Raw genomic sequence first — 15,693 nt, 5'->3', positions numbered from 1 at the left:
CGATTGTCACCGCGGTCACTAAGCCTGCCGCTGCAACTGCTTTCTTAAAAGAAAACTTCATTGAATTCTCCTAATTCACTTTCTTTCTCTAAACCAGCACATGTTTCAGAGATTGTTTTAAAATTACTGGAAATTTCCCAAGAGATCCAAGAGAAATAGGAAAATTTGGAGTTTCGTACACTACTTCTCGCAATTTGATTACATATTTTCCAGATTTTTCGCTGTTTTAACGCATATTTTTGGAATAATCTAACCATGAAATTAGATAGCACCCATCTGCAAATGCTTGACCTGCTGCGCAGAGACAGCAGGCTCTCGATAGCAGCGCTCGCCGAAAAACTCAGCATTTCACGGTCCAACGCATATCAGCGGTTTGAGGCGTTAAAAGAGGCCGGGGTGATTATAGGCGCGACAATCGACATCGACTTCAACGCGGTGGGAGTTGGGGTGTGTGCGTTGGTGTTTGTGTCACTGCAGCAAAATCAGTGGCAAAGATTTAGAGAAAAGCTTGTGGATCTAGCGGAGCTTGAGTATTTTGCGGTCATCACCGGCAGCTATGACTGCATGCTGCTGGTGCGCACAACTAGCGTGTCTGGCGTGCACAATCTTGTGACGAACAAGCTCTCCCAATGGCCCGAGATCAAAACCACTGAAACAGTTTTCATCATGGATGAGGGCTGGTCGCTTGTGGATATTGCGCGCACACTTGAAAACAGCCCGTCTGCACAGGAGTATCCAGCAGCAGACGGCATGCTGCGCTATATAAAACGAAAATAGGTCGTATTTTCTGCCTAGGTTTAGGGGCCCGTAAGGAAAATAAAACCCTAGTGAAATATTATTTTTGTCGGGCTAGCCGGATTTGAACCGACGACCCCTTGTCCCCCAGACAAGTGCGCTACCAAGCTGCGCTATAGCCCGTAGTTGAAAACTTCAACCAACCCATTCTAGCGCTTAACCTGCAGCATTAGGGCAAGATGCAGCAATAAATTCTGCATCCCAACCAGTGCGCCACACACAGCGCAAGCTATCTACGACCGCGCGGTGTTTTTTCACGGATCCGCATATTCACAACCAGCGGCGATCCCTCAAACCCGTAGCGTTCACGCAGACGGCGCTGCATAAAGCGGCGGTACTGCGGATCCAAAAACCCGGTAGTGAACAAAACAAAAGTTGGTGGGCGGTTTGAGACCTGAGTGCCAAAAAGCACTCGCGGCTGTTTACCACCGCGCAGTGGGTGCGGATGCTCCTGCACTAGCTCCGCCAAGAAAGCATTAAATTTCGCTGTTGGAATGCGCGTATCCCAACTCTCCAACGCAAGCTCCAGAGCCGGCACCAGTTTTTCAAGATGCCGGCCGGTGCGCGCCGAAATGTTCACACGCGGCGCCCAATCAACGTGCGAGAGATCCTGCTCAATTTCCCGCTCAAGGTAGCGTCGCCGCTCATCATCAAGCAGATCCCACTTGTTAAAGGCCAGCACAAGTGCACGGCCAGACTCCAGCACAAGATCAATAATGCGCAGATCCTGATCGCTAATCGGCTCTGTGACATCGAGCAGCACAACCGCAACCTCAGCCTTTTCTAACGCGGTTGCTGTGCGCAGTGAAGCATAGAAGTCTGCTCCCTTAGTCATATGCACCCGCCGCCTGATACCTGCGGTATCAACAAACGTCCAGATGCGTCCAGCGATCTCCACCTGCTCGTCGATCGGGTCGCGGGTGGTGCCGGCAAGATCGCTCACAACCGCACGCTCTTCACCAGCGGCTTTATTCAGCAGCGAAGACTTCCCAACATTGGGGCGCCCCAACAGTGCCACGCGGCGCGGTCCGCCGGCTTTTGGCACAGCAACAGCAGACTCTTTCGGCAGCTTCTGCATGAGCGCATCAAGGAGGTCTGCCACCCCACGGCCGTGCAGCGCAGAAACTGGGTGCGGTTCACCGAGCCCCAGCGACCACAGCACCGCGGCCTCTGGTTCAAGCACCGCATCATCAACCTTGTTTGCAACAAGAAACACTGGTTTCTTCGTGCGGCGCAGCAGCTGCACAACCCGCTCATCGGTTGCCGTCGCACCAATCCGCGCATCAACCACAAAAAGCACGGCATCGCACAGTTCCAAAGCAACCTCAGACTGCAGCGCTACAGAGCGGTCGATCCCTTTAGCATCGGGCTCCCAGCCGCCAGTATCAACCAGCGTAAATTTCCGTCCCTGCCACTGCGCGCTGTATGACACACGATCGCGAGTAACACCGGGCACATCTTCAACCACCGCTTCACGACGACCGATAATACGATTCACGAGCGCGGATTTGCCCACGTTTGGCCTGCCAACGATAGCCACAACCGGCGGGTTTTCAAAATGCTCTGCAAACTCAAGCGGCGTTTCAACATTCAGCAGCTCAAGATCTTCTTCGCTTAAGTCAAAGTCTGCAAGGCTGGAGCGCAGCATCTCGGTGCGCTCTTCATCGGTCACCGCATCTGCCAGCGCCGCAAAATCTATGTCGTCGAAGTCACCTTCGATCAGCTCACCGCTGTTAGCGTCAGCTTCGTAATTCTGCTCTTCATTCATAACTACCCCAGCTTACCGGCGCGTTCCTGGGCATACTCCACAACCGCCGCCACCGAGCCAGCAAAATCAAGCTCGCTGGTGTCAATCAGTTTCACACCGGGTGCCGGATCAATAAAATTTACGACCTTTAAATCAGCTTCGTCTCGCACCCGCAAATCTTCTAACACCTGCGCAAAAGTCATCTGCGGCAACTGTTTTTGACGGCGGGCGGCGCGCACCTCGGGGCTGGCTGTCAGAATTATGCGCACCTTGGCATCCGGCATCACAACTGTCGTAATGTCACGCCCTTCAATAACAACTCCGGGCAGCCCGCTCACAGATACATATTTCCGAAACCAACGGTTTAGCTCATCGCGCACAGCTGCAATCGCAGACACATGCTTAATAGTTTCGGTTGTTTTCGGATCTCGGATTTGCGCCGCTATATTTTGGCCGTTCAGCCGAATCTCACCGTCTGCTGCAAGAGGCAGCTCAAGCTGCCAATTTTTTAGCACCGCAAGCGCATCTGCTGCAAGGTTAGCGCGGTCTGCGAGCGCCCCCTGTTGCAGCAGCAGCCATGTGAGTGCACGGTAGGCGGCGCCGGTGTCAAGAAAACCGTAACCGAGTTCCTTAGCCACCGCCCGCGCAACCGATGACTTTCCGCTACCGGCAGGGCCATCGATCGCAACGATAATCGGCCCTTCCCCTGTCACAAGATCCTCCAACCACGCTCCCCGAGCGCTGTCCGGGCGCGATCAGCAACCTCAGGGAGCACCGCAACGTTCGCAAAACCGATTTCTGCGCCGGGTGAGTGTTCGAGACGAAGATCTTCCATATTAATTTTCAGCTCTTCCAGGTCTGTCAGGAGGCGCGCAAGCTGACCGGGGCTGTCAGCAACAATAACCTGCAAATTCGCGAAAGCAAGCGTGGAGCCGTGTTTTCCGGGAAGTCTTTCAACCCCTCGATTACCCGCGTCGATGAGATCTGCGAGCGCGCTGCGTGACCCACGCTGGTCTGGGTTTTCAATGGCTGTGGCGACTGTCTCTAGATCCTCTGCAAAACCACGCAGCAACGGCGCTATTTCAGCGTGGTTTGCTCCTAAAATCTGCACCCACAGCTCCGGGTCGCTTTTGGCGATACGAGTTGTGTCACGCACACCACCACCCGACAGGTTGAGGTTGCGCGCCTGCGCTTTATTGAGCTGGGCGGCGAGCACGCTGGCAACTATCTGCGGCAGGTGCGACACCATCGCCACCGCCGCATCGTGCTCCTGCGGCTCCCATTCGGTTGGCACGGCTCCGAGTTCAATAGCGAGCGCTTCCACCGCGTTGAGTGCGGCAGCGGGGGTTTCTGCGTCGCGACAGATCACCCAAGGGCGGCCCACAAACAGGTCTGCGCGCGCCATTACTGCGCTTCCCTTTTCACGACCGGCCATCGGGTGCGATCCTACATAGCGGGTGGTGTCGATCCCTGCGGCACGCAGCTCTTGTAGCGCGGGCAGTTTCACGCTGGCAACATCTGTGACCACCGCTTTAGGCCAGGTTTTTAACGCTGCGGCAACCACCGTTGCAACAGTTTCTGGTGGGGTCGCAACAATCACCAGCTGCGGTTCCCCCACGGCACTGAGTATCTCATCGTTTAGCGGGGTGCCCGCGCCGTAGTCGGAAGCGAGCGCAAGCGCCGTTGGCGAGTTGTCTGCGAGCGTTACAACTGTGCCCTTCTGGGTGAGATTGAGCCCAATTGAAGCCCCCAGCAGCCCGGCGCCGATAATGTGCACATGGCCGGTCACCCGATTGGCCAATCCTGTCACGGCCGATCCCCCGTAGTTCATTTGCGCACACCTTTTTTCTGCGCATTTGAAGCTTTTTTGTTTGTCACTCTTTTAGCTGCCTTCTGACGCACCGGTTTCGGTTTTGCGACACCGCGCAGCCCGCGAGCGCCGGCCCCGTCACCAGGGCGACCGGCAGTTACCGGGCGTTTAGTTTTTGTGTCAGTCTCAGCTGCGGTCAGCAGCGCATTACGCTCTCCGGTCGAGAGTTCACGCATCTGCCCCAATGCTAGGGAGCCTAGGTGGAGCGGCCCGAACTGGCGGCGCACGAGCGCAACCACGGGGTGACCGACCGCTGCCAGCATGCGGCGCACGATCCTGTTACGACCGGAGTGGAGGGTCAGCTCAATGAGTGAAAAATCGCGGTTGCTGCCGGGGAGCACCTTCGCAGCGTCTGCCTGAATATAGCCGTCTTCAAGCTCAAACCCCTGCAGCAGCTTTTTGACTGTGCCCGGCGCCACCAGCCCCCGCACTTTTGCAACATAGGTTTTCTCGACCCCAAAACTTGGGTGCGCCAGTTTGTGTGCGAGGCTGCCATCATTTGTCATGATTAACAGCCCTGAGGTGTCGGTGTCGAGCCGGCCAACATTGTAGAGCCGCTCCCCGATCTCGGCGCCGTATTCGCTCAAATCGCGCCGCCCCTGATCGTCTGACATCGTGGAGACAACGCCGGTTGGTTTGTTGAGCACGAAATAGCGTTTTGCGACATCCAGCTGCACGACGGTGTTATCGACGCGCACCTCATCAGTTTCGGTGTTGATGCGGGTGCCAAGTTCGGTTACGATCCGCCCGTTAACGCGCACCCGGCCGCGCGTAATCAGAATCTCGCAGGCGCGGCGGCTGGCAATGCCGGCGTTGGCGAGCGCTTTTTGCAGCCTTTCTTCTGTCTGCGTCACGTTACACGACCACCCCGCGCACGACCATTTCACGCGCGAGTTTTAGATAGGCTTCGGCTGCGGCGTTGTCCGGTGCATAATCGAGGATCGGTTTCGCCGCCACAGAGGCGTCGGGGATGCGCACTGTGCGACCAATAACAGTGTCAAACACTTTGTCGCCGAAGGTATCAACGACTCGCTCCAGCACCTCTCGCGAGTGCAGTGTGCGACTGTCGTACATTGTGCCGATAATGCCGTCAAGCTCAAGCGCTGGATTGAGTCTGTCGCGCACTTTCTCAACGGTGTCAATAAGAAGCGCAACACCGCGCAGCGCAAAATATTCACACGCCAGAGGTATCAAAACCCCGTGACTCGCAGTCAGCGCATTGACAGCAAGCAGGCCGAGTGACGGTTGGCAGTCAACCAGGATCACATCATATTCGTTTTGCACTTTACGCAGCACACCGGCCAAAATCTGCTCGCGTGCAACCTCGTTTATCAGGTGCACTTCAGCCGCTGACAGATCAATGTTGGCGGGGATCACGTCTAGGTTTGTTACCGCAGTTGTTTGAATCGCATCGTGCGGGTCTTTCACGCTGCCGAGCATCAGGTCATAAATAGTTGGCACGTCGTGCGCCTGCACACCGAGACCGGCAGACAGCGCGCCCTGGGGATCAAAATCCACCGCGAGCACTTTGCGGCCGTAGCGAGCGAGAGCCGCCCCGAGGTTAATAGAAGTGGTTGTTTTACCCACCCCGCCCTTTTGGTTGCACAGCGAAATGATACGCGCCGGGCCGTGCTTGGCGAGCTTGGCTGGCGGAGCAAAAAAGCGTTCTGGGCGACCAGTCGGGCCGATCTCCTTTTTCGCAACCACTGGGGATCCTTTCCACTACCGGGTGTTCTAATCAATCCTACCCGAGATTATCGGCATTTTTGCGGGCGGATCCGCGCTGCAAGCTCTAACCTAGACATACCTATGCGCGATACTACTAAGGCTCCTCACAATCTGCTTCGCAGCGGGGCGATTGGGGTTGCCCTCACCGTTATCTGCGTTTTCATCCTGCGCTTTGCAACCGATCGCCTGCCCGCGACGGCTGCGCCAACGGTGCTGCGCGATCTTGGCACCCTGGCCGCCGGGGTGTTCATTGAGTCACTGCCGTTTGTTATTTTGGGGGCGCTCATCGCGGTTGCGGTGCAGCTGTGGGTGCCCGCCACGATGCTGTTCAAGCTGCTCCCTAAAAACGCTGTGCTGCGCCGCGCAGCGCTTTCTATTCTCGGTGTTGTGCTCCCGGTGTGTGAGTGCGGCAATGTTCCCCTCGCGCGCGGACTCCTGCGCAAAGGTTTGTCACCCGCTGAGACGCTCACTTTCGTGCTCGCCGCACCGATTCTCAACCCGGTCACAATCATCACCACCTATCAGGCGTTCGGGTTTAGTGATGGCATCCTCATTGCACGCATTATGGGGGGCTTTCTGATAGCCAATCTGATTGGCTGGGTTTTCTCACACCACAGTAATCAGCAGCTTATTTTAGAGCCAGACTTTGCGGTCAGCTGCGCGAACCACGATCACGCTCATGAGCACAGCAGCGATGCCGCGAAACTACCTTGGAAGTCGCAATGGCAGCGCGCATCCGCAAGTTTTACAAGCGAGCTCCTGCTGCTCATGCCCGCCCTAGCGCTTGGTAGTCTGCTGGCGGGGGCGATCCAAACGGGCATTCCAACTGATTTTCTGGCGGGTCTGGGTGCACACCCGATTTACAGTGTGCTTGCTCTGACAGTTCTCGCGTTTACCGTTTCGATCTGCTCAACCGTTGACGCTTTCTTCATGCTCGCATTCGCAAGCATCTTTTTACCTGGCGGGATCGTCGCCTTCCTGATTTTTGGGGCGATGATAGACATTAAAATGCTGCTCCTGTTACGCACAACGTTCACCACGAGAACTCTCGCTGCTGTCACCGCGCTCGCTCTGCTTGGGGCTCTCGCAATCGGATTTGGGGTGAATCTCTTTGTCTAAAAAATCACCCCTCCTAAAGTCTGAGTTGATCGGCTGGGCACTGGCCATCGTCGGCATCGCAAGTCTTATTTATCTTGTGCTGACGGGGAAGTTGGGGATGTATGTGCATCCGCGTTACACCCTGTTTACCACCGCGATGGCGATTATCGCACTGCCGTTAATAATCAGCGCGGCAGCTCGTAGACAGCGGGCGCAACAAGCGCAACCGAATCGCAGCTCTGCGCTGCAAACTGTTGGGGGATTTATCGCGCTCTTGCTCGTGGTCCCCCTGGTGCTGCTGCCCACCGCCACGCTCTCTACGGATCGTGCGCTCTCAACAAGCAACACACCTATTTCTGGCAGCAGCACACCAGCTGCACCGCCAGCCTCAGATATCGCAGATGAAAATCGCACTGTGCTGGATTGGGCGCAGGAGCTTGCTACCGGTGCCGATGCAACGGCGCTCGCCGGGCGCAGCGCAAAGCTCTTGGGCTTCATAACACCAGACCCTGATGTGCCGGAGGATTTTTTCCGTCTCAACCGATATAGTGTCACCTGCTGTGTTGTTGACGCACAGGCTGTGTTCGTCACCGTCTACGCCCCCGATTGGCAGAAAGATTTTACAGCGGGTGATTGGGTTCAGCTGTCCGGGTATTTTGCGAGCAGTCCGAGCGCAGAAACTGCAGCAGCTACTGTGCTTGTATTAGACACGATCACCCCCGGTCTTGAGCCCGCAAACCCGTACCTAACAACTGACGGGAGCGGTCTATGACGGGCGCACAACCGCAAAGACGTTTTCAACTGGTGGCAGCGCTAACTGGCTTAGTTCTCTTGCTGCTCACGGTAGCCGGTGCCGCAACCGGGGCCGTGCGCGCACCGCAGCTGCGCGATACCGGGATCCAGCCGGAAAGAGTTGTGGAACTTGCCGGGCAGCGACTCACTCTGACGTTTAACCAGCCACTATCTGCCGCACCCACAAACTTGGCGATTGCCTCAGAAACGCACTCCCCTGAGTTTGACGTTAGTGCGAGCGGCGCGCAAATCACCGTCACCTTTCACGAACCGCTGTTGGCTGCACAGGAATATCGCGTCACCGGTGACGCGACCAGCCTTGCCACCGGGGCTTCTGGCGTGTTTTCAACAAGCTTTAAAACAGCTGCGCAGCGCCTTGTGACTCGCGTCGGAGATGGCCCAGGCAGCAGAATCGTCGCATACGAAGTGCCCGGCGGAAAACCCAAAGAGGTGCTTACAGCAGACGGGATCTATGACTACGCAGTTGGCGGAAACTGGGTTGCGGCCGCCCGCGAGCGAGCTACCGGCGACTTCGTGCTGACAGTGAAACAGCAGGACAGCTCCGAACAGGTCGAGCTGCCGATTTTTAAGTCAGAGCGCGATCATCAAATTCAATTCAGTCCCGACGGCACCCTGCTTGGCATGAAATATGACCTGGTGTCACACGATGTGTTGGCACTGCAATCGCTCGCAAACATTAGCACCTTCGGTGGGCGGGTTGTGCAGCTCGATGAGGTGACCCAGCTAAAGGTTGCAGACTGGTATTTCGAGCAAAATAGCAACACAGCGCACGTGCTAACCCAGAGCGGTGACCACTATACGGTTGGGCTTGATGGCGTGCCACAGCTGACAGACGATCCTTGGATTCCGCTGGCGGATCGCAGTAAACCGCAGTGGAACGGATCCGAGCTGCATATTGAGTCTGAGCGCACTGTTGTTAACGCACAGGGTGAGATTATTTACCAGCCCGCAGCACCAAGCTCGAAAGTTTCACGTATTTGTTTGAGCCCAAACAAACAGTTTGTTGCCGTTGAGGTGGTGCCAGCAGACAGCGGTGAAGCATCCGCTACCCCGCAGCAGGCCGTTATAGCACGCAGCACTGGGGCGCTGCTTGCTACCCTGCCGGGCACCGCTGCTTCGTGGTGCGGCTAACTATAAAACAAGCTATTTGCGTGGGTGCGCTAACTGATAGTGTTCCTGCAGTGTCGCCCGGGACACATGGGTATAAATCTGGGTTGTGTTCACGCTCGCGTGACCGAGCAGCTCTTGCACTGCCCGCACATCCGCACCCCCTTCAAGAAGGTGTGTTGCAAAACTGTGCCGCAGTGAGTGCGGGGAAATTTTCTGCTTAATACCAGCCACTTCTGCCGCTCTCTGAATCACCAGCCACGCCGTCTGCCGACTCACCCGCCCGCCGCGGGGACCGAGAAACAGCGCACCGCGGGCGTCGGCCTTCACCCTGCCAGTTGCGCTCTGCGCCGCAAAAATCGGTCGCGCTCTTGTGAGGTAGGCCCCTAACGCGCGGCCGGCATACGACCCAAACGGTACAAGCCGCTGCTTTCCACCCTTTCCCTGCACACGAATAAAGCCGCCGTCAGCCAAGTTTTCAAATGCCTGACCGGCGGTGTTAAAAAGATCATCAACATCAAGCGCCAGCGCCTCACTAACACGCATCCCGCTGGCATACAAAAGCTCAAGCAGTGCGCGATCGCGCAGCGCAACAGGGGATGCTGCTGCATCGTTTGCGCCGTCACCGCCAACCGCTGCGAGTAAAGATTCAACTTCGCCAATGGTTAGGGCGTGCGGCAGATTCTTTGCTGGCTTTGGGGAGCGCAACGCGCTGGCCGCAAACTCAGTCACACACCCTTCAAGATACAAAAACCGATGCAGACCGCGCACGGTCGAAATACGCCGGGTCAGTGTTGCTTTACTTGCGCGCCGCTCCGCTGAAATTGTGGTTACAAAATCATTCAGATGCGCCTTTGTAACCGCCTCAAGATCGTCGATCTGCTGCTCTCGCAGCCACTCGCAGTAGACTGCAAGGTCGCGCTCATAGGCCAGCTGCGTATTTTTGCTGATCCGCCGTTCAAGAGACAGATATTTAAGATACCTGTTGGCTCCCGCTTCCGGACTAAGCACCGGTCTTACGCGCAATAGCTGCGCCTGCCAAACCAGCAAACAGCGGATGCGGATCGCTCGGACGACTCTTTAGCTCAGGATGCGCTTGGGTTGAAATATAGAATGGGTGCACCTCGCGTGGCAGTTCAACAAACTCAACCAGCTGGCCGTCTGGGCTGGTGCCTGAGAAAACAAGACCGGCATTCGCAATCTGCTCACGGTATTTGTTGTTTACCTCGTAGCGGTGCCGGTGCCGCTCCATAGCGCTGTCTGCGCCATACAGTTCTGCTGCGAGCGATCCCTCAGTAAACTTTGCTTCATACTGTCCGAGCCGCATGGTGCCACCGAGGTCACCACCGTCGATGTGCGCCAGCTGCTCCTCCATGGTTGCGATAACCGGCACTGGCGTCTCAGGATCAAACTCAGTGGAGCTTGCACCTTGGAGCCCGGCCATATTGCGCGCGTATTCCATCACCATTGCCTGCAGCCCCAGGCAGAGACCGAGGGTCGGGATCTTATTTTCGCGCGCGTAGCGCAGCGCACTAATTTTGCCGTCAACACCGCGCACTCCAAAACCGCCGGGAACACAGATTGCATCGACGTCGCTGAGCTGCTCTGCAGCGCCGGCTTGAGTCTCGCAATCGGCTGACACAATCCACTTAATGTTGACTTTTGAACCGTGCGCAAAACCACCGGCGCGCAATGCTTCAGTAACTGAGAGGTAGGCGTCTGGCAGGTCGATGTATTTACCGATCAGACCGATGGTGACCTCATGCTTCGGGCTCTCTACCGCATCAAGCACCGGCTGCCACCGGGTCCAGTCTACTTCCCGAGCTTTGTCTTGCAGCTGCAGATGCTGCACGATTGTCTCGTCAAGACCTTGGGAGTGCAAAAGGCTTGGTAGATTGTAGATGCTTGGCACATCTATCGCGTTAACAACCGCTTTTTCGTCAACGTCACACATGAGTGCAATCTTGGCAAGGTTGTCGGGTGTGACCGGCCGATCACTGCGCAGCACGAGCGCATCCGGCTGAATACCTATTGAACGCAAAGCCGCTACAGAGTGCTGGGTGGGTTTGGTCTTCTGCTCACCCGAGGCCCCCATGAACGGCACCAGTGAGACGTGCACAAAGATCACGTTGTTTCGGCCTAGCTCATGTCGCACCTGACGAGCGCTCTCGAGGAAGGGCTGCGACTCAATATCACCAACAGTGCCGCCAACTTCTGTAATAATCACGTCTGGTTGCGGGTCTTCTTCCGCCTGCAGACGCATACGACGCTTAATTTCGTTGGTAATGTGCGGGATCACCTGCACCGTCTGCCCAAGATAGTCACCGCGGCGTTCGGCGGCTATTACCTCTGAATAGACTTGGCCGGTTGTGACGTTAGCAGCACCTGATAGATTGTGTCCGAGAAATCTCTCATAATGGCCAATATCGAGATCGGTTTCAGCGCCGTCGTCGGTCACAAAAACCTCACCGTGCTGAAACGGGTTCATTGTGCCAGGGTCGACATTCAGATACGGGTCAAGCTTTTGCATCGCAACGCGCAGACCGCGTGCCGTCAGAAGATTACCGAGGCTCGCCGCCGTCAAACCTTTGCCAAGCGATGACACAACACCGCCGGTAACGAAAATTTGCTTTGTGATTTTAGCTGTATTACCCACGGACTTCTATCCTATCAGTAGTGACTGAGTTTTATCTTTCGTCCTGACGCGGCACCCACACCTGCTTCACGATCATCAGCAGCGCAGCGGTCACAGGGATCGCAGTTAGCGCACCCAACAACCCCAGGAGCGTACCACCGGTCAGCGCGCCGATCACAACAAACGCCCCGGGCACCGACACAACACGACGCATCACGATCGGAGTCAAAACGTATGCCTCAAGCTGCATGTAGATCAGGTAGTAGATAAGCGCTATCAGCGCGGTGCCCGGAGAGTTGAACAGGGCGATAAGGGTTACGACAGCGGTTGCAGAGATCGCACCAATCAACGGAATTAGCGCCAGCATAAAAACCACCACGGCGACAACCGCAGCATATGGCACCCCAATAATGCTCATCATAATGAAGCCCAGTGTCGCGTTTGTTGTCGCAATAATTACCTGCCCGCTAATAAACCCGCCGACAGATTCTGTCACCTGTTCGGTGATATCGATGACGCGGGCCCGCTTGCTGCGCGGGCTCACAAGGTAAAAACCGCGCTTCATTGCTGGCAGAGATGCCAGGAAGTAGAGGCTCAAGATGAGCACAATTATCGTCGCGGTGACACCGTTTGCGATCCCAATTCCAGCCTGCCAGACTCCACCGGCCACGGTTGTTAGGTTGTCTGGGTTTGAAACGAACTCCCTGGAAATACGAATTATCTCATCGAAATCAGCGTATTCACCAAACCGCTGTTGCACATCGTGGAACCAACTCTGGCGCGGCAGCGAGCTCAAATACCCCGGTGCCAGCTGCACAACCTGTGTCACCTGCTCGATAATCGCCGGCAGGATAATGCTAATCACGCCTGCGATAAGCCCGAGGAACACAACAAAAACCGTGGCGATTGCCAGTGGTCGTTTAAACTTCCAAGATTCAAGCTTGCGCACCACCGGATCCAGCCCGAGCGCAATAAACAGAGCACCGGCGATATACACAAGCACTGTGCTCGCCGACTGGAGTGCCGCGATTAACCCTAAAGCGGTGAGCACGCCAAGCGCGGTCACAAAACCCAGTTGAAAGGGTGCACGAATAAAGAACTGTTTTGGACGTTCAGCATTCGGGTTGGCGGCCTCACGCTCCGCATCTTCTGCCGCCTGGCGCGCATCCAGATAAAGCTCGGTGGTCTTCTCGTCGAGCTTTTCGATATCAACCCGCTTAATCTCGGGGTGTTCCTCTTTAACGGGTAAGATTTGCTGCAGCTTCACCTGCTGCGGCATTTTAAAACGGACGGGAAGTTTCATAGTTTAACAATAGCGGCGCGCACTATAAGTTACTAACGCCCATATCAAGAAGCTCTCGCGCATGCTCCCGCGCCGAGTCTGAATCGGTAAGACCGGAGAGCAGACGCGCTATTTCTTTTTCGCGCTCTTCTCCCACAAGCTGCTGACAGCTGCTTTCGGTGTATCCGCCGGCGCTGTCCTTGAGCACCCGCAGGTGATTATCGGCAAATGCCGCAACCTGCGGTAGATGTGTCACTACTATAACCTGCGCGGTTTGGGACAGTTTTTTCAAACGTCGCCCCACCTCAATCGCTGCCGCCCCACCAATGCCGGCGTCAATTTCATCAAACACGAATGTTGGAACAGGATCGGTGCCCGCTAGCACCACCTCGATTGCGAGCATTATGCGTGACAGCTCACCACCGGATGCGGCGCGGGCAAGCGGTGCCGGTGTCGCGCCCTGATGAGAACGCAGCAGAAAAAGCACTTCGTCTGCGCCGTGTGAGCCTGCTTCACGCGGCGCTACAGAAATCTCCAGCGCTGTCTCAGGCAGAGCAAGATGCTTTAATTCCGCTGTTACAAGTTGCGACAGACGGGCAGCTGCCGTGCTGCGCAGTTCGCTTAGTTCGGTGGCAGCTACTGCGTGCTCTTCCCTAGCGGTGTTAAGTTCGCTCTCTAAAATAGCAAGTCGGTCGTCGTCTTGATCCAGCAGCAGCAGCCGGTCGTTCGCTGCTGCAAAATAGGCGAGCACATCGCTTAATTCCGGGCCGTAATTGCGCTCTAACTGCTTCAAATCAGCCAGTCGCTGCTGGGCGGCCGCAAGCTCTGCTGGCCCACCTGCTTCAAGATCTGCGCCGTACGCAAAAAGATCCCGCGCCACGCTCTGCGTCTGCGCCAGCACGCTTTCCAGCTCGTTGAGACTGTCTGCAAGCGTGCTGTCGATGTGTGCGCCCTCGCGCACCCGCTCGATAGCGATAGAGAGAATTGAGAGCGCATCAACACTGTCAGCGCCAGAGTCATCACCGGAGAGCGCATTAGCTGCGCCAGCTACCGCAGCACGCAGTTGTTCTGCGTGCGCTAGCTTCTCTACCCGTGCGGCTACTTCAGCAGTCTCATTTTCTTGCGGATCTACTGCGCTTATCTCGTTGATTTCAGCCCGCAACTGCTCTGCTTCACGACGCCTCGCAGCACCATTTTCGGCAATCTCACTAACCTCTTGCTGAAGCGCAGACAGACGCTCATATGCGGAAATGTATTTGGTCAGCGCCTCACCAATCGCAGATCCGCCGAATCTATCTAAGGTCTCACGCTGTTCAGTTTGCGAGCGCAGACGAAGCTGATCAGACTGCCCGTGCAGACAAAATAAGTGCTGTGCGAGTTGTGACAGCACCCCAACCGGCGCGCGCACACCGCCAACTGTTGCACGGCTCGCTCCCTCAGCCCGCACGGTTCTGCTTAAAAGCAGCTCATCCTCTTCAATCTCGCCGCCTGCTTCGTCGACCAGTGCCGCGATGGCGGGAATGTTGAGACGCCCGATGACACCGCCGATCCGCGCCTGCGCAGCGCCACTGCGCACGAGCGAGCTATCGCTGCGCGCCCCCATTAAGAGACTGAGCGCAGTAACAACCATCGTTTTACCTGCGCCAGTCTCACCGGTAATAGCCGTAAACCCCGGGCCGAGCGGCAGCGTTGTTTGCGCGATAACACCAAGATCTTTAATTTCAAGCTCTTCGATCATGCTGCCGTACCTCGCCACCCTTCGACCGGGAGTTTAAATTTATTGACCAGGCGATCAGTAAAGACGCCCGTGTCCAGCCGTGCAAGTCTTAACGGTTCGCTGCTGCGTTTAATTACCGCCCGCTGCCCGGGCGCAAGCGCAATGCGGCGCCGGCCATCACACCACAGCGCAGCACTGTCTTTGTTGCGTCGCTGATAACGAATCTCCACTACCTGATTTGGGCCCAGCACCAGTGGGCGATTAAAGAGCGCGTGCGCAGCGAGCGGCACAACCAGCATCGCATCAACCTCAGGCCACATCACCGGCCCACCTGCCGAGAAGCCGTAGGCGGTAGACCCGGTTGCTGTAGCAACCACAACACCATCACACCCAAATGCGGTGAGCGGGCGGGAGTCAACTCCGACGGCAACCTCTATCATGCGCGAGGTTTTTTCAACCGTTGCTTCGTTTACCGCAAATGTTTTATGCACAGTGTCGTCACCATCGTGCACTGCCACGTCCAGGGTTGCGCGCTCTTCAACCGTGTATTCACGGGCGAGCACACGGCGCACGGTTTCAGCAAGATTGTGGTGTTCCATCTCTGCCAGAAATCCGACATGGCCAAGATTCACACCAACAATCGGCACTTGCGATCCGCGCACAGTTTCTGCCGCTCGCAAAATAGTTCCGTCACCGCCGAGCACAATAGCCGCTTCAATATCGGCTAACTCTACCTCGGTGTGCAGTTTCCGAATTTGCGTTGTTTCCACATGGTTTGCAAAATCAGCAATATCTGATGCAAGCATCACCGGCACAACACCGTGTGCGTGCAGCTGCGCCAGAGTTTCTCTGGTTGCGCTGATGGCCTCCGGGCGGGCAGTGTGGGAGGTTACAAGCATTT

14 protein-coding genes and 1 tRNA gene are annotated in these 15,693 nt (G+C 56.3%); 4 read left to right on the top strand and 11 right to left on the bottom strand.

What is annotated here, in order from left to right; genetic code table 11:
* The first annotated feature begins 255 nt into the window (after nucleotides 1-255).
* On the top strand, nucleotides 256-777 hold the full coding sequence (locus HCR00_RS05130) for an Lrp/AsnC family transcriptional regulator (RefSeq protein WP_167143349.1): 522 nt from the start codon (nucleotides 256-258) through the stop codon (nucleotides 775-777).
* A 67-nt stretch (nucleotides 778-844) separates the two neighbouring features.
* On the opposite strand, the gene HCR00_RS05125 is transcribed toward HCR00_RS05130, so the two are convergent.
* From HCR00_RS05125 to HCR00_RS05100, 6 genes are all read right to left on the bottom strand, one after another.
* Nucleotides 845-918, bottom strand: a tRNA-Pro gene (locus HCR00_RS05125).
* A gap of 106 nt (nucleotides 919-1,024) precedes the next feature.
* A complete protein-coding gene (der, locus tag HCR00_RS05120; RefSeq protein WP_167143346.1) occupies nucleotides 1,025-2,563 on the bottom strand; it encodes a ribosome biogenesis GTPase Der in 1,539 nt (512 codons plus the stop codon).
* A 2-nt stretch (nucleotides 2,564-2,565) separates the two neighbouring features.
* Nucleotides 2,566-3,255 carry a (d)CMP kinase gene (cmk, locus tag HCR00_RS05115; protein WP_243854555.1) on the bottom strand — a complete coding sequence of 230 codons (690 nt, stop codon included), beginning with the start codon at nucleotides 3,253-3,255 and terminating at the stop codon, nucleotides 2,566-2,568.
* Nucleotides 3,252-4,373 (bottom strand): prephenate dehydrogenase, encoded by a 1,122-nt coding sequence (locus tag HCR00_RS05110; RefSeq protein ID WP_208317302.1) that lies wholly within the window; start codon nucleotides 4,371-4,373, stop codon nucleotides 3,252-3,254. The genes cmk and HCR00_RS05110 overlap by 4 nt, the downstream gene beginning before the upstream one ends.
* Entirely contained in the window at nucleotides 4,370-5,266 is an 897-nt protein-coding gene (locus tag HCR00_RS05105; RefSeq protein WP_167143340.1) for a pseudouridine synthase, read from the bottom strand. Before HCR00_RS05105 ends, HCR00_RS05110 begins: the two co-directional genes overlap by 4 nt.
* Nucleotide 5,267: 1 nt before the next feature.
* Nucleotides 5,268-6,119 carry a ParA family protein gene (locus HCR00_RS05100; RefSeq protein ID WP_166985708.1) on the bottom strand — a complete coding sequence of 284 codons (852 nt, stop codon included), beginning with the start codon at nucleotides 6,117-6,119 and terminating at the stop codon, nucleotides 5,268-5,270.
* A 102-nt stretch (nucleotides 6,120-6,221) separates the two neighbouring features.
* On the opposite strand from HCR00_RS05100, the gene HCR00_RS05095 reads away from it, so the two are divergent.
* Genes HCR00_RS05095 through HCR00_RS05085 form a run of 3 tightly spaced genes read left to right on the top strand, consistent with a single transcriptional unit; the run spans nucleotide 6,222 to nucleotide 9,182 of the window.
* Complete coding sequence (locus tag HCR00_RS05095; RefSeq protein WP_167143337.1) at nucleotides 6,222-7,259, top strand: permease; 1,038 nt, start codon at nucleotides 6,222-6,224, stop codon at nucleotides 7,257-7,259.
* Nucleotides 7,252-8,010, top strand: a complete 759-nt coding sequence (locus HCR00_RS05090) for a TIGR03943 family putative permease subunit (RefSeq protein ID WP_167143334.1) — start codon at nucleotides 7,252-7,254, stop codon at nucleotides 8,008-8,010. Before HCR00_RS05095 ends, HCR00_RS05090 begins: the two co-directional genes overlap by 8 nt.
* On the top strand, nucleotides 8,007-9,182 hold the full coding sequence (locus HCR00_RS05085) for an Ig-like domain-containing protein (RefSeq protein WP_167143331.1): 1,176 nt from the start codon (nucleotides 8,007-8,009) through the stop codon (nucleotides 9,180-9,182). Before HCR00_RS05090 ends, HCR00_RS05085 begins: the two co-directional genes overlap by 4 nt.
* A 12-nt stretch (nucleotides 9,183-9,194) precedes the next feature.
* Here the strand turns inward: HCR00_RS05085 and HCR00_RS05080 are convergent, their stop codons facing one another.
* From HCR00_RS05080 to HCR00_RS05060, 5 genes are read right to left on the bottom strand one after another with little or no spacing between them, the layout of a single operon-like run.
* The gene (locus HCR00_RS05080) at nucleotides 9,195-10,184 is read right to left on the bottom strand and encodes a site-specific tyrosine recombinase XerD (protein WP_243854554.1); all 990 of its coding nucleotides are present in this window, start codon (nucleotides 10,182-10,184) and stop codon (nucleotides 9,195-9,197) included.
* A complete protein-coding gene (locus tag HCR00_RS05075) occupies nucleotides 10,162-11,814 on the bottom strand; it encodes a CTP synthase (RefSeq protein ID WP_279586802.1) in 1,653 nt (550 codons plus the stop codon). The genes HCR00_RS05080 and HCR00_RS05075 overlap by 23 nt, the downstream gene beginning before the upstream one ends.
* 31 nt (nucleotides 11,815-11,845) lie before the next feature.
* A complete protein-coding gene (locus HCR00_RS05070; RefSeq protein WP_166985719.1) occupies nucleotides 11,846-13,096 on the bottom strand; it encodes an AI-2E family transporter in 1,251 nt (416 codons plus the stop codon).
* 22 nt (nucleotides 13,097-13,118) lie between these two features.
* Entirely contained in the window at nucleotides 13,119-14,813 is a 1,695-nt protein-coding gene (recN, locus tag HCR00_RS05065; protein WP_167143328.1) for a DNA repair protein RecN, read from the bottom strand.
* A complete protein-coding gene (locus HCR00_RS05060) occupies nucleotides 14,810-15,691 on the bottom strand; it encodes an NAD kinase (protein WP_243854553.1) in 882 nt (293 codons plus the stop codon). The genes recN and HCR00_RS05060 overlap by 4 nt, the downstream gene beginning before the upstream one ends.
* Nucleotides 15,692-15,693: the final 2 nt, after the last annotated feature.

This window comes from Canibacter zhoujuaniae, from assembly GCF_011752005.1.
Lineage (GTDB): Bacteria > Actinomycetota > Actinomycetes > Actinomycetales > Microbacteriaceae > Canibacter > Canibacter zhoujuaniae.
This window is presented reverse-complemented; position numbering and strand designations above follow the sequence as displayed.